This window comes from Bordetella tumbae, assembly GCF_965139195.1.
GTDB lineage: Bacteria > Pseudomonadota > Gammaproteobacteria > Burkholderiales > Burkholderiaceae_B > Bordetella_A > Bordetella_A tumbae.
The window spans coordinates 164,078-183,085 of sequence record NZ_CBCSJH010000008.1 but is presented as its reverse complement, the minus strand read 5'-3'; the positions used below and the strand labels follow the sequence as shown (position 1 = coordinate 183,085).

17 protein-coding genes and 2 pseudogenes are annotated in these 19,008 nt (G+C 60.6%); 13 read left to right on the top strand and 6 right to left on the bottom strand.

All coding sequences use genetic code 11. The annotated features are described in order from the left end of the window. The first annotated feature begins 42 nt into the window (after nucleotides 1-42). The 8 genes and pseudogenes from gsiC to ACNA0J_RS12125 all read left to right on the top strand — a co-directional run. Nucleotides 43-963: a glutathione ABC transporter permease GsiC gene (gene gsiC / locus ACNA0J_RS12160; protein WP_415819110.1), complete on the top strand. Its 921-nt coding sequence runs from the start codon at nucleotides 43-45 to the stop codon at nucleotides 961-963. A 7-nt stretch (nucleotides 964-970) separates the two neighbouring features. After that, complete coding sequence (gene gsiD, locus ACNA0J_RS12155; RefSeq protein ID WP_415819109.1) at nucleotides 971-1,870, top strand: glutathione ABC transporter permease GsiD; 900 nt, start codon at nucleotides 971-973, stop codon at nucleotides 1,868-1,870. Nucleotides 1,871-2,105: 235 nt separating this feature from the next. After that, nucleotides 2,106-3,179, top strand: coding sequence for a DmpA family aminopeptidase (locus tag ACNA0J_RS12150; protein WP_415819108.1), 1,074 nt, complete (start codon nucleotides 2,106-2,108; stop codon nucleotides 3,177-3,179). Nucleotides 3,180-3,281: 102 nt separating this feature from the next. Then, nucleotides 3,282-4,112 carry a M55 family metallopeptidase gene (locus tag ACNA0J_RS12145; protein WP_415819107.1) on the top strand — a complete coding sequence of 277 codons (831 nt, stop codon included), beginning with the start codon at nucleotides 3,282-3,284 and terminating at the stop codon, nucleotides 4,110-4,112. Nucleotides 4,113-4,182: 70 nt separating this feature from the next. Continuing rightward, entirely contained in the window at nucleotides 4,183-5,337 is a 1,155-nt protein-coding gene (gene ampC / locus ACNA0J_RS12140) for a class C beta-lactamase (RefSeq protein WP_415819106.1), read from the top strand. Nucleotides 5,338-5,457: 120 nt separating this feature from the next. Next, a pseudogene (locus ACNA0J_RS12135) lies at nucleotides 5,458-6,546 on the top strand (aminopeptidase P family N-terminal domain-containing protein); the annotation flags it as partial. A 1-nt stretch (nucleotide 6,547) separates the two neighbouring features. Continuing rightward, nucleotides 6,548-6,655 (top strand): annotated as a pseudogene (locus tag ACNA0J_RS12130) (hypothetical protein); the annotation flags it as partial. Nucleotide 6,656: 1 nt separating this feature from the next. Beyond that, the coding region (locus tag ACNA0J_RS12125) for a M24B family metallopeptidase (protein WP_415819105.1) at nucleotides 6,657-7,395 on the top strand (739 nt) is incomplete at its 5' end. Here ACNA0J_RS12125 and ACNA0J_RS12120 read toward each other — a convergent pair. After that, nucleotides 7,384-8,292, bottom strand: coding sequence for a LysR substrate-binding domain-containing protein (locus ACNA0J_RS12120; RefSeq protein WP_415819104.1), 909 nt, complete (start codon nucleotides 8,290-8,292; stop codon nucleotides 7,384-7,386). The genes ACNA0J_RS12125 and ACNA0J_RS12120 overlap by 12 nt on opposite strands. Before the next feature lie 102 nt (nucleotides 8,293-8,394). On the opposite strand from ACNA0J_RS12120, the gene ACNA0J_RS12115 reads away from it, so the two are divergent. From ACNA0J_RS12115 to ftsB, 5 genes are all read left to right on the top strand, one after another. After that, complete coding sequence (locus ACNA0J_RS12115) at nucleotides 8,395-9,285, top strand: alpha/beta fold hydrolase (RefSeq protein WP_415819103.1); 891 nt, start codon at nucleotides 8,395-8,397, stop codon at nucleotides 9,283-9,285. 169 nt (nucleotides 9,286-9,454) lie between these two features. Then, entirely contained in the window at nucleotides 9,455-11,104 is a 1,650-nt protein-coding gene (locus tag ACNA0J_RS12110) for a CTP synthase (protein WP_415819102.1), read from the top strand. Next, nucleotides 11,101-11,958 carry a 3-deoxy-8-phosphooctulonate synthase gene (gene kdsA, locus ACNA0J_RS12105; protein ID WP_415819136.1) on the top strand — a complete coding sequence of 286 codons (858 nt, stop codon included), beginning with the start codon at nucleotides 11,101-11,103 and terminating at the stop codon, nucleotides 11,956-11,958. Before ACNA0J_RS12110 ends, kdsA begins: the two co-directional genes overlap by 4 nt. Before the next feature lie 55 nt (nucleotides 11,959-12,013). Further along, nucleotides 12,014-13,300: a phosphopyruvate hydratase gene (eno, locus tag ACNA0J_RS12100; RefSeq protein ID WP_094820284.1), complete on the top strand. Its 1,287-nt coding sequence runs from the start codon at nucleotides 12,014-12,016 to the stop codon at nucleotides 13,298-13,300. Nucleotides 13,301-13,390: 90 nt separating this feature from the next. After that, nucleotides 13,391-13,783, top strand: a complete 393-nt coding sequence (gene ftsB / locus ACNA0J_RS12095; protein ID WP_415819101.1) for a cell division protein FtsB — start codon at nucleotides 13,391-13,393, stop codon at nucleotides 13,781-13,783. Nucleotides 13,784-13,861: 78 nt separating this feature from the next. Here ftsB and ACNA0J_RS12090 read toward each other — a convergent pair whose 3' ends face one another. The 5 genes from ACNA0J_RS12090 to ACNA0J_RS12070 all read right to left on the bottom strand — a co-directional run bounded on the left by ACNA0J_RS12090 (nucleotide 13,862) and on the right by ACNA0J_RS12070 (nucleotide 18,829). Next, nucleotides 13,862-14,407: a hypothetical protein gene (locus ACNA0J_RS12090; protein WP_415819100.1), complete on the bottom strand. Its 546-nt coding sequence runs from the start codon at nucleotides 14,405-14,407 to the stop codon at nucleotides 13,862-13,864. Between the two features lie 242 nt (nucleotides 14,408-14,649). Next, the gene (gene hslO, locus ACNA0J_RS12085) at nucleotides 14,650-15,567 is read right to left on the bottom strand and encodes an Hsp33 family molecular chaperone HslO (RefSeq protein WP_415819099.1); all 918 of its coding nucleotides are present in this window, start codon (nucleotides 15,565-15,567) and stop codon (nucleotides 14,650-14,652) included. 66 nt (nucleotides 15,568-15,633) lie between these two features. After that, nucleotides 15,634-16,155 carry a gamma carbonic anhydrase family protein gene (locus ACNA0J_RS12080; RefSeq protein ID WP_415819098.1) on the bottom strand — a complete coding sequence of 174 codons (522 nt, stop codon included), beginning with the start codon at nucleotides 16,153-16,155 and terminating at the stop codon, nucleotides 15,634-15,636. 22 nt (nucleotides 16,156-16,177) lie between these two features. Further along, complete coding sequence (locus tag ACNA0J_RS12075; protein ID WP_415819097.1) at nucleotides 16,178-17,839, bottom strand: acyl-CoA synthetase; 1,662 nt, start codon at nucleotides 17,837-17,839, stop codon at nucleotides 16,178-16,180. 141 nt (nucleotides 17,840-17,980) lie between these two features. Then, nucleotides 17,981-18,829, bottom strand: coding sequence for a UDP-2,3-diacylglucosamine diphosphatase (locus ACNA0J_RS12070; RefSeq protein ID WP_415819096.1), 849 nt, complete (start codon nucleotides 18,827-18,829; stop codon nucleotides 17,981-17,983). Between the last annotated feature and the right edge of the window lie 179 nt (nucleotides 18,830-19,008).

The window sequence follows — 19,008 nt, the reverse complement described above, 5'->3', positions numbered from 1 at the left end:
CGGCGGGTGCATGGGGCATCCGCCGACGTCTCAGGAATTTCAATGCTGACCTATATCGTCAAACGTTTATTGGGCATGATCCCGACCCTGTTGTTGGTCTCGGTGGTCGTGTTCTTGTTTGTGCACATGCTCCCGGGGGATCCGGCGCGCCTGGCCGCTGGCCAGGATGCCGACCAGGCCACGGTTGAGCTCGTGCGCCAGGAGCTCGGGCTGGATCTGCCCTTGCCGCAGCAATTTGTGCGCTACTTCAGCCATATGCTGCAGGGTGATCTGGGGAACTCGCTGCGTACCAAGCGGCCCGTGGCCACCGAGATCGCCGAGCGCTTCATGCCCACGATGTGGTTGACGATTGCCAGCATGATCTGGTCAGTCGGATTCGGGATGGTCTTTGGGATCGTCTCAGCCGTCTGGCGCAATCGTTGGCCCGATCGCGTCCTCATGACGCTGGCCGTGTCGGGGATTTCGTTCCCGGCCTTTGCATTGGGCATGATGCTGATGCAAGTCTTCTCAGTGAATCTGGGGTGGCTGCCCACGGTGGGTGCCTCGAGCTGGAAACACTATATTCTGCCGTCCATCACGCTGGGCGCTGCGGTGGCGGCAGTGATGGCGCGATTCACGCGGGCGTCGTTCGTTGAAGTCATTCAAGAGGATTTCGTGCGTACGGCACGGGCCAAGGGCTTGACGGAAAACCGCGTGGTTATCAAGCACACGCTGCGTAATGCGCTGATTCCCGTGGTCACCATGATGGGCTTGCAGTTCGGCTTTCTGCTGGGCGGCTCGATCGTGGTCGAGACCGTGTTCAACTGGCCGGGCCTGGGCCGGCTGCTCGTCGATGCCGTGACGCAGCGCGACTATCCCGTGATTCAGGGCCTGGTGCTGCTGTTCTCGCTGGAATTCATTTTGATCAACTTGATTGTCGACGTGCTGTATGGCGTCATCAATCCCAGTATCCGTTATAAGTGAGGCGGGCATGAGCAATACGACTACCGCCACGAGTGCGCAGGCCGCCAAACAGAATGCGGTGCGCACACCGCTGACCGAGTTCTGGCGCAAATTCAAAAAGCAGAAACTCGCCGTAGGCGCAGGGCTTTTCGTCCTGCTGCTGGTCGTGGTGGCGATTTTTGCGCGTTGGATTGTTCCTTTCGATCCGGAAAATTTCTTTGATTATGACGCGCTGAATGCAGGGCCATCCGCGACGCATTGGCTGGGTGTGGATTCACTCGGCCGGGATATCTTCAGCCGCATCATTGCGGGCGCGCAGATCTCATTGGCCGCGGGTTTCCTGTCAGTCGCCATGGGTGCCGTGGTTGGTACGTTGATGGGGCTGATGGCCGGCTACTACGAAGGCTGGTGGGAACGCATCACCATGCGTATTTCGGACGTGCTGTTGGCGTTTCCCGGGATGTTGCTGGCGATCGGTGTGGTGGCCATTCTGGGTTCGAGCATGGTCAACGTGATTGTCGCCGTGGCTGTGTTCAGCGTACCGGCCTTTGCGCGCCTGGTACGAGGCAATACGCTCGCTATCAAGCAAATGACATACGTTGAGGCCGTGCGCAGTATCGGCGCGTCTGACTGGACCATCATCATGCGCCATATTTTGCCTGGCACGATTTCACCGATCGTGGTCTACGGCACGATGCGTATTGGTACGTCGATCATCACGGCTGCGAGCTTGTCATTCCTGGGCATGGGCGCGCAGCCGCCCACGCCGGAATGGGGCGCCATGCTCAACGAGGCGCGTGCCGATATGGTGCTGGCCCCGCACGTGGCGATTTTCCCGGCGTTGGCGATTTTCCTGACGGTGTTGGCGTTCAACCTGTTGGGCGATGGCTTGCGCGATGCGTTGGATCCGAAAATCGATCGTCGTTGAACCGTGTGTGTGATCCACAGTGAATCGAAAAAGCCCCCACGCCGCGCCTTCGGCTTGCTGCCCCCCAAGGGGGCTTTTTTGTCTTGGGACGGCCCGGCGACAAAAAAGGGCGCGGCGCAGGCTGTGCCCTTTTTTCCTGGTGGGCGAACCACCAGGACTATTGTGTGCTTCCGCGTTGCCCGCGCAACGCAGGTACGAACAAGGAATAAGGAGGCCGCCTTGCAGCGGTAATGCCATGACGAACATTGATTCGGCTTTTCCGATGCCGCGTGTCGGCCGATTGCCCAGCGGCGCACGTGATGCGATCAGCGATGTCGCGGGTGTGACCGTAGGGCACCTGACGCTCGCGGATGGCGATTGCCAGACCGGCGTGACGGTGGTGCGCCCGCATGCCGGTAACGTCTATACCGACAAAGTGCCGGCAGCCGCCAGCGTCATCAATGGCTTTGGCAAGAGCATAGGCCTTGTGCAAGTTAGCGAATTGGGCGTATTGGAAACCCCGATTGCATTGACCAATACGTTTGGCGTCGGCACCGTGGCCAATGCGCAGATCCGTCAGGCGGTCGCAGCCAATCCCCAGATCGGCCGCGAATGGGCGACGGTGAACCCGTTGGTATTCGAGTGCAATGACGGCTACTTGAATGACATCCAGGCACTGGCGGTATCGGAGGCCGACTACCTCGCAGCATACGAGGCGGCCAACGTCGATTTCGCGCAAGGAGCGGTAGGCGCGGGGCGCGGCATGTCGAGTTTTTCTTTCAAGGGCGGCATCGGCTCGGCATCTCGCGTTGCCGAGATCCAGCCCGGCCAACGTTATACCGTCGGCGCGCTAGTGCTGTCGAACTTCGGGCGTCTGCCACTGTTGACGATTGCAGGGCGGCCGTTTGGCAAGCGCTTTGCCGAACAACAAGCGAGTGAAACGGGGCCTGAAAAGGGTTCGATTATTTTATTGCTGGCCACGGATGCGCCGTTGGATGCGCGCCAACTCGGTCGCTTGTCACTGCGGGCCGCGGCAGGATTGGCGCGCACCGGTTCGGTGTACGGCCACGGCAGCGGCGATATCGCGATGGCGTTCTCCACCGCCTATACCGTGCCGCATCAAGCCGAGCGCGCCATGCCCGCGGGCGCCATGTTGCACGAGGCACGTATCGACAAGCTGTTCGAGGCTGCCGCCGAGGCATGCGAGCAAGCTATAGTGGCCGCCTTGTGGCGTGCTGAAACCGTTCACGGCCGTGATGGGCATGTACGGCAAGCCATCACCGACGCCATCCCTGATTGGCAGCAATGGCTGATGGCGCGGGATTTCTGATCGTATGGTGTGGTCCCGAATCCGAGCCGCTAGCTGCCAGCGAGATGGACACCAAGCGTCAGGCGTATCGCATTTTTTTGACCGAATTCTTTTGAACATTTTATGAAGATTTTGATTTCCACCGATATCGAAGGCGTCGCAGGCGTCTTTCATCACGAACAGGTTCGTGCCGGCAATGGCGAATACGAGCGGGCGCGTGCCTGGATGACCAAAGAGGCCAACGCCGCCGTGATCGGCGCGTTTGCGGGCGGCGCGACAGAAGTGCTGGTCAATGATTCGCACGGCGGTTTTCGTAATCTGTTGCCCGACCTGCTGGACCCGCGTGCGCGTCTGGTGCTGGGTAAACCTCGCTATCTGGGCATGATGGGCGGGCTGGAGGAACCATGCGATGCCGTGATCATGATCGGCTATCACTCGCGTGCACAGGGGCGCGGGATCCTCGCGCATACCATCAACAGTTTTGCGTTTGCCCGCGTTCTGATCAATGGGCTGGAACTCGGCGAGGCTGGTTTGTATGGGGCATTGGCGGGCGAGCTGGGCGTGCCGGTCATCATGGCCAGCGGCGACGATGTTTTCATCGAAGAAACGCGGCCGCTGTATCCGAATGCCCAATGGGTGCAAACCAAAGTCGCACACGGACAGGGCAGTGGGGTGACCCTGTCGCCCGAGGCGGCTCGCCAGGCAATTGCGGCCGCGGCGGAAACGGCGGTGCGCGCCGTAGTGGAACACAAGGGCGGTACGGCTCCCCTGCAGATCGCGGCCCCTATAGAATGCCGGTTGCAGACCCAGACCACGGCGTTGGCCGATCTGTTCTGCATGTGGCCCACGCTCGAGCGCGTGGACGGCGTGACGCTGCGTTTTACGGTCGATAGCATGCAAGCAGCGGTACGCACGCTCAATAGCTTGTCGGCCATGTCGTCCATGCTCCGTTAAGGAGTCTTGGTCGTCCGGACGGACTGCAAATCGTTCGTCCCCACGAAGTGCTTTCGAGATTGAATCGCCTATGTATTCCGTCAATAAACGATGGTTTCAAACCTTTTGGTGCGCATGCCTGGCCGCAATCGTGAATCCCGCGTCGGCTGGCGCAGCGGTGCCCGAATCTCCTGTCAATATCAGTCAGGCGGCCGAGCAAGTCATGCGAGAGTACAACGTGCCGGGCATGGCGATTTCCGTGACCGACCATGGGAAACAAACGTTTTATAACTTCGGGGTTGCGTCAAAGACGACGCGCCAGCCGGTCACCAGCGATACGCTCTTCGAGATCGGTTCTGTCAGCAAGACGTTCACCGCGACACTTGCAACATACGCCCAGACGCTAGGACGCCTTTCTTTAGAAGATAGTCCTGCCCAGCATCTGCCTTATCTGCGCGGCAGCAATCTGGATAACGTCAGCCTCGTTCACCTCGGTACTCACACTGCCGGAGGCTTTCCACTACAGGTGCCGGACGCCATCACCAACGAAAAACAGTTGATGCGTTATTTCGCAGATTGGACGCCGCAGTACGGGGCCGGCTCCGCGCGGACCTATGCCAATCCCAGTATCGGTTTGCTGGGCGTAGTCGCCGCCAAGGCCTTAGGTCTGCCGTTCAAGACTGCTATGGAACGACAGCTCTTTCCGCTGTTGGGGCTGCATGACACCTATATCGACGTGCCACGGGCAAAGCTGGAGAACTATGCCCAGGGTTACAACAAAGCCGACGCGCCTGTACGCGTGAATCCGGGCATCCTCGCGGATGAAGCCTACGGCATCAAAACAACCGCCAGAGATCTGATCCGTTTCGTGCAGTTGAATATCGATTCGTCCCAAGGCGGGAGCGATCTCGACAAGGCGTTGCGCAACACCCGTGTCGGGTACTTCACGCTTGGCGCCATGACACAGGACCTCGTCTGGGAGCAATACGAGGAATTCGTCGACTTGAAAGACTTGCTCGACGGAAACTCCGCCAGGATTGCGTATGAAACCCATCCCGTCGAGGCCATCGTGCCGCCTCGTCCCCCCATGCAAGCGGCTTGGGTCAACAAAACCGGGTCGACCAACGGGTTTGGGGCTTACGTCGCGTTTCTACCTGCTCAGCAGAAGGGGGTCGTCATCCTGGCAAACAAGAATTTTCCGATTGAGGCCCGTGTCCGGCTCGCCTATCTCGTCTTGAGGCGTTGACGCACATTGAGACAAGCGTAGTATCGGTTGCCTTTATGGCTACGGCGATACGATCGCCGTCGCATCACCGGCTCGATAAAATGCAGGCAGAAACTCATTCACGTTGCGTTAAGGAATCTCATGTCTTTCACTGATACCCGCATTGCCCAGTTGCGGCAGGCCATGCGCCGCCTAGGCCTGGATGCTTGCATCGTACCGTCTGCCGATCCACATCTGTCTGAATACCTGCCTGCGCGTTGGCAAGGCCGTCAATGGCTCAGTGGTTTTACGGGCTCGGTGGCGACGCTCGTGGTGACGGCAGATTTCGCGGGGCTGTGGGTCGACAGCCGCTATTGGGTGCAGGCAGAAACGCAATTGGCTGGCACGTGTGTACAGCTGATGAAAATTGCTACGGCATCGACGCCGAGTCATATCGACTGGTTGGCCAGCAATCTGACGGCGGGGCAATGCGTCGGTGTAGACGGCCACGTATTAGGCCTGGCGTCGTTCCGGGCCTTGTCTGCCGCCTTGTCGCCAGTGGGTGTGCATCTGGACATCCAGGCCGATCCGCTTGGTGAGATTTGGCGGGATCGCCCCGGCCTGCCTGACGCACTGGTCTATGAACACACGGCGCCGCAGGCATGTGTCACGCGCGCCGACAAACTGGCCCAGGTCCGCAGCGTCATGCAAGCCAAGGGGGCCGACGTGCATCTGTTATGCACGCTGGATGATATCGCCTGGCTGTTTAATCTGCGTGGCGCAGATGTATCGTATAACCCCGTGTTCCTGGCGCACGCATTGATCGGCGCCGACTATGCCACGTTGTTTGTGGCCGACGGCAAAATCGACGAATCCCTGCGCGCCGTATTGGCTGCCGACGGCGTGGATGTTGCTCCCTACGACCAAACGGCAGAGGCCTTGGGATCTATCGCGCTCGATCAAACCCTGCTGATCGATCCCGCACGCGTGACCTGCGGCGTGTTTCACGCGATGGACCCTGCGGTGCCGCGCGTCGAGGCGATCAATCCGTCGACCTTGTTCAAGTCGCGCAAGACCGAGGCCGAGCTGGCCCAAGTCCGCCAGGCCATGGAACAGGACGGCGCGGCGCTGTGCGAGTTTTTTGCGTGGTTCGAGCAGGCGGTCAATGGCGGCGACGCCGTTCCTCTGGCCGATCAACAGGACGGCGACGGCTCGGCTCGTCAGGCCGGCCAACAGGACAGGGGAGATGCGNCGGCCGTTTCTGCGGCCGACGATCGTGATGTCTCCGTGACTCAAGGCACTGCCGCAGAGCCTGTTACCGAATTGACTATCGATGAGCAAATCACGGCGGCGCGCGCGCNCCGGCCGGGATACGTCTGCCCCAGCTTTGGCACGATTGCGGGTTTCAATGCCAACGGCGCCATGCCGCATTACCGCGCCACGCCCGAGTCGCACGCCGTCATCGAAGGCGACGGCCTGTTGTTGATCGACTCGGGGGGCCAATACCTCGGCGGCACCACAGACATCACCCGCGTGGTGGCGGTGGGCACGCCCAGCGCCGACCAGAAAGTCGATTTCACGCTGGTACTCAAGGGCATGATTGCGCTCTCGCGCGCAGCATTCCCGCGCGGCACGCCGTCGCCTATGCTGGATGCCATTGCCCGGGCGCCGATCTGGCAAGGGGGCGTGGAATATGGCCACGGCACCGGTCACGGTGTGGGGTATTTCCTGAACGTGCACGAGGGGCCGCAGGTCATTTCCTATCGAGCAGCGCCGGGGCTGCACACGGCGATGGAGCCTGGGATGATCACCTCCAATGAGCCCGGTCTCTATCGGGCAGGCCGTTGGGGCGTGCGCATCGAGAACCTCGTCGCCAATCGCAGTTGGCTGGAGGGCGAGTTCGGTGAGTTCTTGTGTTTTGAAACCTTGACGCTGTGCCCCATCGATACCCGTTGCATCGAGGTCTCGCTGCTGCGCGAGGACGAAATCGCCTGGCTGGACGATTATCATCGCACCGTCCGTGAACGCCTGGCTCCGCTGGTCGAGGGCGCCGCCTTGGCCTGGTTGCAGTCCAGCACGCAGCCGTTATCAGCTGCGTGAGCGAAATCCCTGCTGGCCGAAGCGTCCTTGCTGCCCAATGCGGCGGGCCGCTTCGATCAGCGCCGTGCTGTCGGGGGTGCTTTCGCCGGCAAAGGCATAGAAGCGCGCTTCGGGCAGTTCCGGCAGCCCCTCTTCGACGCCCAGCACACGCAAGCTAGCGCTGCGCTGGCTATCGGCGACCACGGTCACGGCAAAGCCCGAGCGTGCCGCGGACAAGCACCCAGCCATACTGCTGCTTTCAAAAACGATACGCCAGGTACGATCCGTGTTGCCCAGCGCGGTGACGGCTGCCTCTCGATAGACGCATGGCTCCGGAAAGACGGCCAGTGGCAGTGGTTCGGCCATCGACAAGGGCTGATCCGCCGCAAATACCCAGACTAGCGGTTCTTCCCACAACAAGGTGCCGTGGCCCTCGACGCGGCTGCATTGCTTGCCGAAGACGAGATCCAGGCGGCCACGCTCCTGCTGGCGCAACAGATCAGCGGTGATGCCGACTTTCAACTCGATCGTGGCGTCGGGATGCCATTGGCGAAAGCGCTGCAATACGTGGGGCAACCAGGCTCCGGCAAAATCCTCGGAGGCGCCGACCCGCAGCCGTCCGCGCAGCGGTGCGCCCCGCAGCTTGGCACGCGCCTCGCGTTCCAGATCGAGAATATTGCGACCGTAGGCATATAGGGTGTTGCCTGCTTGGGTCAGTTCCATGCGGCGCGTTGTGCGGGCCAGCAGGCTCGCGCCCGCGATCTGTTCCAGCCGCCGCATGTGTCCGCTGACGGCCGATGGTGTCAACGCCAGACGTTCGGCTGCCGCGGCGAAGCTGCCGCTGTCCACGATCTCGAGAAAGGTGCGCAGCAACACAGTGTCCAGCGGCGGGCCGTCAGCCAGGAGAGGGTAGTCCATTCGAATTCGGTATAAAAAATCATCAATTAAGGATGATTATTTGTTAATCGAGTTGAATAGTCCAGCTACGCTGGCTTTTCTTTCCTGATGCGAGACCACGCCATGAATCCCTATCTTTATGTCTCTACCGAACGGCTCGACATAGGCTATCTCGAGTGGAACCCGCAGGGCAGCCCAACGGCCATCCTGCTGCATGGATGGCCGGACAGCCTCGAGTGCTGGCGGGACGTGGCTCCCGTCCTGGCCGATGCCGGCTACCGTGTGCTGGCGCCAGCATTACGTGGCTTTGCCCCCACGCGATTCCGTGACCCTGCCACGCCGCGCAGCGGCCAGTTGTCGGCGCTGGGCCGTGATCTGCTGGACTTTATCGATGTTCTCGGCCTCGAACGTCCAGTATTGATCGGCCATGATTGGGGCGCGCGTGCTGCGGCCAACGCGTGCGGCCTGCACGATGGCGTGGCCTCACACCTGGTTCTGCTATCGGTCGGCTACGGTACCAATGACCCGAACCAGTCACTGGCGCTGCCTCAGGCGCGCAACTACTGGTATCACTGGTATATGGCGACGCCGCGCGGCGCGCGCGTGGTCCGAGAGGAACGTGACACGTTCGCCCGCATGATGTGGGACACCTGGGCACCCCCTGGCTGGTACGAGCCCGCGGATTTCAGCGAGGCAGCGCGCGCATTCCGGGGGGAGGACTGGCCCGAGGTCGTGCTGCACTCATATCGTCACCGCTGGGGCTTTGCCGACGGGGATCCAGCCTATGCGCAAGACGAGGCCCGCCTGCATCCGGCACCTGTATTGTCGGTGCCTACCCTGGTCCTGCACGGCGGGGCTGATACTTGCAACCATCCCGACAGCTCGGATGGGCGGGAGGCATTTTTTCGAGGCGCCTACGAGCGGCAGGTACTCGAGGGTGTGGGTCATTTCCCGCAGCGGGAGGCGGCGCAGGCTGTTGCCCGGCGCATCTTGCGGTTTTGTCAATCAGTGTAGGGCGGCGCCACAAGCGCACACCGTAATACCATGAGGGGAAGGCCGTGCCGGGCAAGGTGTTTTTTCGAGTTGTTACGTGACAACGGTCAGGGAAAACCCCTGATCTGGTCCGCGCCCGGCTATAATCCAAATTTCCCGCATGCGCCCCTTCGCCCGGGCGCCTATTACGATGACCAAATACGTATTTGTCACCGGCGGTGTGGTGTCATCCCTGGGCAAAGGGATCGCCGCCGCGTCCCTCGCCGCGATCCTAGAATCGCGCGGCCTGCAAGTCACTCTGCTCAAGCTTGACCCCTACATCAACGTCGACCCCGGCACGATGAGCCCGTTCCAGCACGGCGAGGTGTTCGTCACTGAAGACGGCGCCGAAACCGATCTGGATCTAGGCCACTACGAGCGCTTCATCTCGGCCAAGATGCACAAGGTGAACAACTTCACCACCGGCCAGATTTACGAGTCCGTGCTGCGCAAAGAGCGCCGCGGCGACTATCTGGGCAAGACCGTGCAGGTGATCCCTCACATCACCAACGAGATCCAGGACTTTGTCGCCCGTGGCGCCGATGCCGCCTGGAAAGGCGCCACCGATGTGGCGATCGTCGAGATCGGTGGCACGGTCGGTGATATCGAGTCGCTGCCGTTCCTCGAGGCCGCCCGCCAGATGAGCCTGCGCCTGGGCCGCAATAACGCGGCCTTTGTGCACCTGACGCTGGTGCCGTTCATCGCCTCGGCCGGCGAGCTCAAGACCAAGCCCACCCAGCACTCGGTGCAGAAACTGCGTGAGATCGGTATCTATCCCAACGTGCTGCTGTGCCGCGCCGATCGCCGCATTCCCGACGACGAGCGCGCCAAGATCTCTATGTTCTCGAATGTGCCGCTGGACGCGGTCATTTCGGTATGGGATGCCGACTCCATTTACAAGATCCCTGCCATGCTGCACAAGCAGGGCGTGGACAACATCGTGTGCGAGGCCCTGGGCCTGACCCCGCCGCCTGCCGACCTGTCCATGTGGGACAACCTGGTCGATGCGCTGGAACACCCGCGGCACGAAATCACTGTTGGCATGGTCGGTAAATACGTCGACCTGACCGAATCGTACAAATCGCTGTCCGAGGCGCTGGTCCACGCCGGCATTCACACGCGTTCCAAGATCAACATCGAATATATCGATTCCGAGGATCTGGAAACGCGCGGCACCGATCAGCTCAAGCATCTGGATGCCATCCTGGTGCCGGGCGGTTTTGGCAAGCGCGGCACCGAAGGCAAGATCGCCGCGATCCGCTACGCCCGCGAAAACGGCGTACCGTACCTGGGGATCTGTCTGGGCATGCAATTGGCAGTCATCGAGTTCGCGCGCCATGTCGCGGGCCTGGGCGGCGCCAACAGCACCGAGTTCGATCCCTCGGCGCCGCATCCCGTCGTGGCGCTGATCACCGAATGGATGGACCGCGAAGGCAAGGTCGAAAAGCGCGACAACAGCTCGGATCTGGGCGGCACCATGCGCAAAGGCGCACAGCGTTGCCCCATCAAGCCGGGCACTCGCGCCCAGGCCATCTACGGCGACGACGTCAACGAACGCCACCGTCACCGTTACGAGGTCAACAATGTCTACGTGCCGCGCCTCGAAGAAGCCGGTATGGTGATCAGTGCGCGTACGCCCACCGAAAACCTGCCGGAAATCATGGAGTTGCCGAATCATCCGTGGTTCGTCGGCGTACAGTTCCACCCGGAGTTCACCTCCACGCCGCGTGATGGCCATCCGCTGTTCTCGAGCTTCATCGAAGCAGCCATTGCTCACCACGGCGCACGCAAGGAAGTCTGATGAAAGCCTGCGGTTTCGATATTGGTCTGGATCACCCGTTTTTTCTCATTGCGGGCCCGTGCGTCATCGAGTCGCGCGAACTGGCCTTCGACACCGCGGGGCGATTGAAGGAAATCACCTCGGCGCTGGGTATCCCGTTTATCTATAAAAGCTCCTTCGACAAGGCCAATCGCAGTTCCGGCAAGTCGTTTCGCGGCCTGGGGATGGACGAGGGACTCAAGATCCTGGCTGATGTGCGGGATCAGGTGGGCGTGCCCATCCTGACCGACGTCCACGAGACCGAGCAGGTCGAGCCAGTGGCCGCGGTGGTGGATATGTTGCAAACGCCGGCCTTTCTGTGCCGGCAAACGGATTTCATCCGCGCCTGCGCGGCCTCGCTCAAGCCTGTCAATATCAAAAAGGGCCAGTTCCTGGCGCCGCACGATATGGTGCAGGTCGCACAAAAGGCGCGTGAAGCCGCCATCGAGGCCGGTGGCGACGGCAGCAACATCCTGGTCTGTGAACGCGGTGCTTCTTTCGGATACAACAACTTAGTGTCCGACATGCGTTCGCTGGCTATCATGCGAGAAACCGGTTGTCCCGTCGTTTTCGATGCCACCCATTCGGTACAGTTGCCGGGCGGGCAGGGCACGTCTTCGGGCGGGCAACGCGAGTTCGTGCCTGTGCTGGCGCGTGCAGCAGTGTCTGTCGGGATATCGGGCCTCTTTATGGAGACTCACCCCAACCCGGCTTGCGCATTGTCCGATGGCCCGAATGCGGTGCCGCTGGACTTGATGTCTGCGCTGCTCACGTCGCTGGTCGAGCTCGATCGCGTGACCAAACGCAACGGCTTCATCGAAGATCAGTTCATATGAACTGAGCCGATGCAGCCGGCATGAATTTGTTTATCGTTCAGGGAATCAAAAAATCATGAGTGCAATCGTCGATATCATCGGTCGCGAAATTCTCGATTCGCGTGGCAACCCCACGGTCGAATGCGACGTGTTACTGGAGTCCGGCGCCATGGGCCGCGCTGCCGTTCCGTCGGGCGCGTCCACTGGCCAACGCGAAGCCATCGAGCTGCGCGACGGTGACAAGTCCCGCTATCTGGGCAAAGGCGTGCTGCGCGCCGTGGAAAACCTCAATACCGAGATTTCCGAGGCCTTGATGGGGTTGGATGCCCAAGAACAGACCTTTGTCGATCGCACTCTGATCGAGCTGGACGGCACCGACAGCAAAGAGCGCCTGGGCGCCAATGCGTTGCTGGCGGCCAGTATGGCAGTGGCTCGCGCCGCAGCCGACGAGTCGGGCCTGTCGCTGTACCGTTACTTCGGTGGCAGCGGCCCAATGAGCATGCCCGTGCCGATGATGAACGTCATCAACGGCGGCGCGCACGCCAACAACACGCTCGACCTGCAAGAACTGATGATCCTGCCGGTGGGCGCGACGAGCTTCCGCGAGGCCCTGCGCTGGGGCGCCGAGGTGTTCCACAGCCTGAAGAAAATCATTCACGGCCAAGGCATGTCCACCGCCGTGGGCGATGAGGGTGGTTTTGCTCCCAACGTGCCCAACCACGAGGCTGCCATTCAGTTGATCCTCAAGGCCATCACCGAAGCCGGCTACGAGCCGGGTTCGCAGATCGCATTGGGCCTGGATTGCGCCAGCTCGGAATTTTTCCGCGACGGCAAGTACACGCTGCAGGGCGAAGGCGGCCTGTCGCTGTCCTCGCAAGAGTTCGCCAACCTGTTGGCCACCTGGTGCGACAAGTACCCGATCATCAGCATCGAAGACGGCATGGCCGAAAACGACTGGGACGGCTGGAAGCTGCTGACCGAGCAATTGGGCAAGAAAGTGCAATTGGTGGGCGATGACCTGTTCGTCACCAACACCCGCATCCTGCGCGAAGGCATCCAGAAGGGCATCGCCAACTCGATCCTGATCAAGATCAACCAGATCGGTACGTTGACCGAGACCTTTGCCGCCATCGAGATGGCCAAGCGCGCTGGCTACACCGCCGTCGTGTCCCACCGCTCGGGCGAAACCGAGGATTCCACCATCGCCGACATTGCGGTGGCCACCAACGCCATGCAAATCAAGACGGGCTCGCTGTCGCGCTCGGATCGCATGGCCAAGTACAACCAGTTGCTGCGTATCGAAGAAGAACTCGCCGAGGTCGCTTCGTATCCCGGCCTGGATGCGTTCTACAACCTGCGTTGATCTGATGTGGGCCGGACATTGCTATCCCGGGTGTCTGGCCCTTTCGCTGAGTTGACCTTCGTCACGGTATTCCCATAAGGGTTTTTGCATATGCGCCTGTTGTTCCTGGTGCTGCTAGTTCTACTGGCCTTGATCCAGTATCCGCTCTGGTTGGGCAAGGGCGGCTGGTTCACGGTCTGGGACTCGCAGAAACAGATCGCCGCGCAACACGAAACCAATGAGGGCCTGCGCGCGCGCAATGCGGCGCTGGAAGCCGAGGTGCGTGACCTGGAGACTGGGGTCGGGGCCATCGAAGAGCGCGCCCGCAACGAGCTGGGCATGATGCGCGATGGCGAGGTCTTTGTGCAGATCGTGCCGCCGGGCAGTCCGGCTGTAAATAATCCCACGCCAAGCGGTACCACCGCGAATTCGCCTGCGCCTGCTGGCGCAACGGCTAATCGTCCTGCATCGAATCCTGCGCGAGCCAATACTCCGCGTCAATGATCGGCTTGCCGTCGTTTTTCAAGTGCCGTCTCGATGTGATCGGCTGACGATGGCATTCCCCGAGCGTTGTGCCAATTGCTAACCATCGCAATTCCATGCGCCGTAGACGACTCTGTCGTGGCGCGCGGGCGGTGTGGTTTCCCATTGCATCGGGTGCGAGTGCATTTCAATGCGCAAATTCAATCGGATTGCCAGGAATCCGTGTGCCAGCGCGGCACGCGTAGAACAATCGTCTGTGAACCGCGCAACACGGCGCAATAGCGTACGTGTCAATGTCGTAAAAGGTTCATGCAGATACGTCAGACGCGCATGCAGCGTCGGGGTGTGGTCCGGCGGCAGTATTTCGATCCGCCATGCCGGCAGGCCGGTCGTCTGCTGTACGCGATGCCAGGTACGGTCCTGCGCTGTGCGTGCGTTGCTGCCGGCATAAACGAACCGCGGCAAAAACGATTGCGTAAATGCCTGCTCCATCACGTCCCGGCGGCCATGCTGAGTCGCGCCAGCCCGGGCGCTGTCCAGCAACGCCACATACGCCAGTTGCCGCACGATCTGCCAATGGGCAGCTTCGATAATCAGCAGGCTCAATAACAGTAACGGGACGGCAACAATGCTGAATTCAACCATTGCTGCCCCGGCTTGACGTGACGGCGCGGCTCGATGTGCGGCATACCTGCCCGATGTCGTGCAGACATGGGCAAATAGCGCTGCGTACGGGGAAAAAGAAGAACACTGGGGCATGGCCAGCAGTGTGCCTGGCTCAGGCTGCAACGTCGATTGTGGGAACTACGACTGCGGTAACTACGACTATCCTGGCTAGTCGAGGCGAGGCAGTGTCCAGCCCATCATTCGCTGACGCCAACGTTCGATCAATGTACCGTAGGCGGATCCTGTTCCGGCATCGGCTTTGCCGCGGCAAATAGCCCCGAGCAATCCACGGCATCGAACGTATAAGGTTTGCCGCAGAAATCACAGGTCACCTCGACCTGTCCACGTTCTGCCAGGACGTCGTTGAGCTCGGTTTCACCGAGCGACCGCAGCATATTTGCCACGCGTTCGCGCGTGCACGGGCAATGCCAGCGCACCGTCGACGGGTCGAAGGCAATCAGCGTTTCTTCCCAATACAGCCGATGAATGACGGTATCAATATCCGCGGCCAGCAGCTCACCGGGCTCCAGCGTTTCGGCCAGCACAATCGCACGCGTCAGCGAATCTGAGGTATCAGATTCATGCGCCTTGCCGCCCTCGCCAGGCAGGCTTTGCACCAGCAGCCCTGCTGCATATTGCCCATCGGCCTGCAGCCACAACCGGGTGTCCAGTTGCTCCGAGGCTTTCATATAGTGCTGCAACGCCTCGGCTACCGTGTCGCCTTCCAGCGGCACAATGCCTTGATACGTCTGCTGGCCCGGCACCTTGCGCCGTGGGTCCAGCACCACGATGAATCGCCCTTCGTCATGCGTATTGAGCAGGCTTTGCATGGTGCCATCCTCGGGGACCTCGTGGCCTTCGCGGATCTTGACCGTGGCGCGCAGGCTCAAATCCGACTGACATTCGACCACCAGCAGCGCAATGGGTCCCGATCCCTGGATCTGCAGCACCAGCGATCCCTCGAACTTGATATTCGCCGCCAGCAATGCCGCAGCCGCCATCAGTTCTCCCAGCAGCCGCTGTACGGAGGGAGGGTACTGATGATGTTCCTGGGCCTGCAGCCACGTATCGTGTAACCGCACGGCCTGGATGCGCACCGAGCGGTCTTCGAGGAGGTATTTCTTGAGTTGATCAGTCATGCATGAATGTTAGCCGATCAACTCGACTCAGAGCTATTACCCCGGCATGTGCCGAGGTCAGGCCGGTCAGCCGATCCGCTTGAGCGCCTGCTTGTAATGCTGGGCTCGCGTCTGATAGTGGACGTTATTTTTGTGCATGTTGGCAATTTCGTCCGCGGACAGCTCTCGGACGACCTTGCCCACGCCGATCACGAGGGAATTGTCGGGAATGATTTTGCCCTCGGGGATGATCGCGCCCGCGCCGATCAGGCAATTACGTCCTACCACAGCGTTATTCAACACAATGGCCTGCATGCCGATCAGAGCACCCTCGTGGATGGTACAGCCGTGCAACATGGCCTGGTGGCCTACGGTCACGCCTGGGCCTATCGTCATCGGGCAGCCCTCGTCGACGTGCAAGACGGAGGATTCCTGGATGTTGCTGCCGGTCTCGATCACGATGGGGGCATTGTCGCCGCGGATCGAGACGTGCGACCAGATACTGACACCGGCTTGCAGCGTGACGTTGCCGATGATATCGGCGCTCTCTGCAACATAAACACTCGGATCAATGGTCGGGATCAGGTCATCAAGTTGGTAAATAGGCATACAGCAGTTGTCTCTGGCAGTGTCAGGCAGGATTGGCGGCGCGGGTTTCCTCGCGCAGGCGCAGCACGCGGCGTTGAATCTTGCCTGTTGTCGTCATAGGGAGTTCATCAATGAACTCGATTTCTTTCGGATATTCGTAGGGCGCCAAACGGTCCCGTACATGTTCTTGCAGAGCCTGAATCAACTCGGCGGGATCGCGCTCGGCATATTCCGGCGTCAGGACGACATAGGCTTTCACCAGCGCCCCTCGTTCGGCATCGGGCTTGGGAACGACGGCGGCGTTCGCCACGGCGTCGTGACCCAGCAGGCAGTTCTCGATTTCGCCCGGACCGATACGGTAGCCAGCTGACTTGAACACATCGTCGGCCCGGCCGGCATACCAGAGGTAGCCGTCGTCATCGACGCGCGCCAGATCGCCGGTGCGGCACCAGTCGCCCGTGAATTTTGCCTGGGTGGCCGCCTCGTTGCGCCAGTAGCCCAAAAACAGGATAGGGTCGGGAAAACCGCTGATATCGTAGCGATTCAACGCGATCTCACCGGTTTCGCCGGCAGCCACGGGTTGACCGTCATCATCGATCACCGCGACCTGGTGGCCCGGGTAGGGGCGTCCCATGCTGCCTGGTTTGGCCGGCCAGCGCAGATGGCTGTTGCCCACCACATAATTCAGCTCAGTCTGACCGAACATCTCGTTCGGCGTGATACCCAGCGCGGTCTGGCACCATTCGAAGACCGTTTCGCCCACGCTTTCCCCAGCACTCATGATGGCGCGCAACGCCAGCCGGTATTGGCTGGCCGGCTCGGGTACCGTCTTCATCATCATTTTGAGCGCGGTGGGGAACAGGAATGTGTTCGTAACCTGATAGCGCTCCATCAGCTCAAAGGCGCGTTCGGGCGAGAACCGTCCGCGCGTGCCGACAATGGGGTGGCCGAAATACAGCGTGGGCAACAGAGCGTCCATCATGCCGCCCGTCCAGGCCCAGTCCGCTGGCGACCAGAATACGTCGTTGGCTTTGGGGAACCAGTTTTGCGAGGCGACAAAACCCGGCAGATTGCCGATCAGGACGCTATGCGGCAGCAATGCGCCCTTTGGGGCACCCGTGGTTCCTGAGGTGTACAACAGGATGGCAGGGTCGGCGGCACGGGTCATCACTTGCTTGAATTCACCTGGCTGGCGTGCCAGCAGGCTGCGCCAGGGCAGGACGCGCTCATCGACAAAACCGATCCCGATGATTTGATTCAAATTCGGGCAATTGTCGCTAATAGCCAGCAAGTTGGCGCTGGAAGCATAGTCGACGATAGCGACCCGGGCATCGGAATCGCGCAGCCGGGTTTCCAGAGCCTCCGGACCGAACAACGGCGACAGCGGTACGACGATCGCCCCGACACTATAGATGGCCATATGGGCCACCACGGTTTCCGGCCGTTGTCCTAAAACCACACCAACCCGATCGCCGCGCTCGACACCCATCTTGATCAGGCCATTTGCCAACTGATTGGCAGCTTCGCCTAATCGTGCATACGTCCAGACTTCGCGATTGCCCGCTTCGTCTTCGTAGTAAATGGCAATACGCCGGGCGTCCGACGAACTCGCCGCCCAGCGGTGGCAGCAGGCTTCCGCAATATTGAATTGGGTCGGAACCAGCCAGCGGAATGATTGGTAGAGCGACTGATATTGGTCGTTCATGGCCCTATTTTGTAAGCGCGCTGGCGATCATCCCGAGGGATGCCGCCCGGGGGCCGGAATGCCCCCAACAGGTGCAAGCATGACCTAGAGGGCCGCGAACTGCAATATCCCTGTGTCGCTAAAGGGGACGTATACGGGTTATTACGGATGCTTACTTTGCCGGCGCAGGGCCGAGGGCAGGGCAGGCAAAGACAGGGGGCGACGGGGGCGTGTCGGGGGAGAGCCGGACTCCCGCCGTGCGTATTGTTCTGCCCAGTCCAGCAGCACGAGATTGCCATCGTGGTTTTCTGCCAACGCTGACAGGCTTTCCACCCAGTCGCCGTCATTGCAGTACAGGATGCCATCGACCTCGCGCATTTCCGGTTTGTGGATGTGGCCGCACACCACGCCGTCCAGTCCCCGGCGCCGGGCTTCGCCTGCGAGCGTCTCTTCGAAGTCGGTAATAAAAGACACCGCGTTCTTCACTTTGTGCTTCAGGTATTGCGACAGCGACCAGTAATGCAGGCCCATGCGATGACGCAGGCGATTGAAGTGGTGATTCAGCCAGAGGGCGCTCTGGTACAGCGTGTCGCCCAGGCGAGCCAGCCATTTGCCGTGCTGAATGACGCCATCGAATCGGTCGCCATGCAGTACCAGCAACCGTTTCCCGTTGGCCGTGACATGCACGTCTTCGTCCAGGACTTCGATATCCCCAAAGGCATAGCCCACGAATTCCCGGGCAAATTCGTCATGATTGCCCGGCACGAACACCACGCGCGTACCATTGCGCGCCTTGCGCAGGATGCGTTGAATCACATCATTGTGAGCGCGAGGCCAGTGCCAGTGTTTGCGTAATTGCCAGCCGTCAACAATGTCACCTACCAAATACAGCGTATCGGATTCGTTTTGATCGAGGAAATCCAATAGAAAATCCGCCTTGCACCCGGCCGTACCCAGGTGAAGATCGGAAATCCAAAGTGTGCGCCAATGCGTCGGTCGGGTCTCGTTCACGTGAGCATCCCTCTGGCTGTGAAGATGCCCAGAATGTAACCATGACGCCGTGACGCCTACGTGACCAAAACATGACGCAGTTGTGACGGTGGCATGCGTAGTGTGGAGTTCTTTTGGCGCAGGAGGTCGGCGTGTAAAAGCCCCGCCGGGCCTATCGCCGCGACTCGGCCCATGAGCAG

Coding starts and splice junctions, on each gene's coding strand:
- ACNA0J_RS12150 (WP_415819108.1), top strand. CDS start 2,106: ATGACGAACATTGATTCGGCTTTTCCGATGCCGCGTGTCGGCCGATTG.
- ACNA0J_RS12115 (WP_415819103.1), top strand. CDS start 8,395: ATGAATCCCTATCTTTATGTCTCTACCGAACGGCTCGACATAGGCTAT.
- ACNA0J_RS12080 (WP_415819098.1), bottom strand. CDS start 16,155: ATGCCTATTTACCAACTTGATGACCTGATCCCGACCATTGATCCGAGT.
- gsiC (WP_415819110.1), top strand. CDS start 43: ATGCTGACCTATATCGTCAAACGTTTATTGGGCATGATCCCGACCCTG.
- ACNA0J_RS12120 (WP_415819104.1), bottom strand. CDS start 8,292: ATGGACTACCCTCTCCTGGCTGACGGCCCGCCGCTGGACACTGTGTTG.
- ACNA0J_RS12145 (WP_415819107.1), top strand. CDS start 3,282: ATGAAGATTTTGATTTCCACCGATATCGAAGGCGTCGCAGGCGTCTTT.
- ACNA0J_RS12110 (WP_415819102.1), top strand. CDS start 9,455: ATGACCAAATACGTATTTGTCACCGGCGGTGTGGTGTCATCCCTGGGC.
- gsiD (WP_415819109.1), top strand. CDS start 971: ATGAGCAATACGACTACCGCCACGAGTGCGCAGGCCGCCAAACAGAAT.
- ACNA0J_RS12090 (WP_415819100.1), bottom strand. CDS start 14,407: ATGGTTGAATTCAGCATTGTTGCCGTCCCGTTACTGTTATTGAGCCTG.
- hslO (WP_415819099.1), bottom strand. CDS start 15,567: ATGACTGATCAACTCAAGAAATACCTCCTCGAAGACCGCTCGGTGCGC.
- ampC (WP_415819106.1), top strand. CDS start 4,183: ATGTATTCCGTCAATAAACGATGGTTTCAAACCTTTTGGTGCGCATGC.
- eno (WP_094820284.1), top strand. CDS start 12,014: ATGAGTGCAATCGTCGATATCATCGGTCGCGAAATTCTCGATTCGCGT.
- ACNA0J_RS12075 (WP_415819097.1), bottom strand. CDS start 17,839: ATGAACGACCAATATCAGTCGCTCTACCAATCATTCCGCTGGCTGGTT.
- ftsB (WP_415819101.1), top strand. CDS start 13,391: ATGCGCCTGTTGTTCCTGGTGCTGCTAGTTCTACTGGCCTTGATCCAG.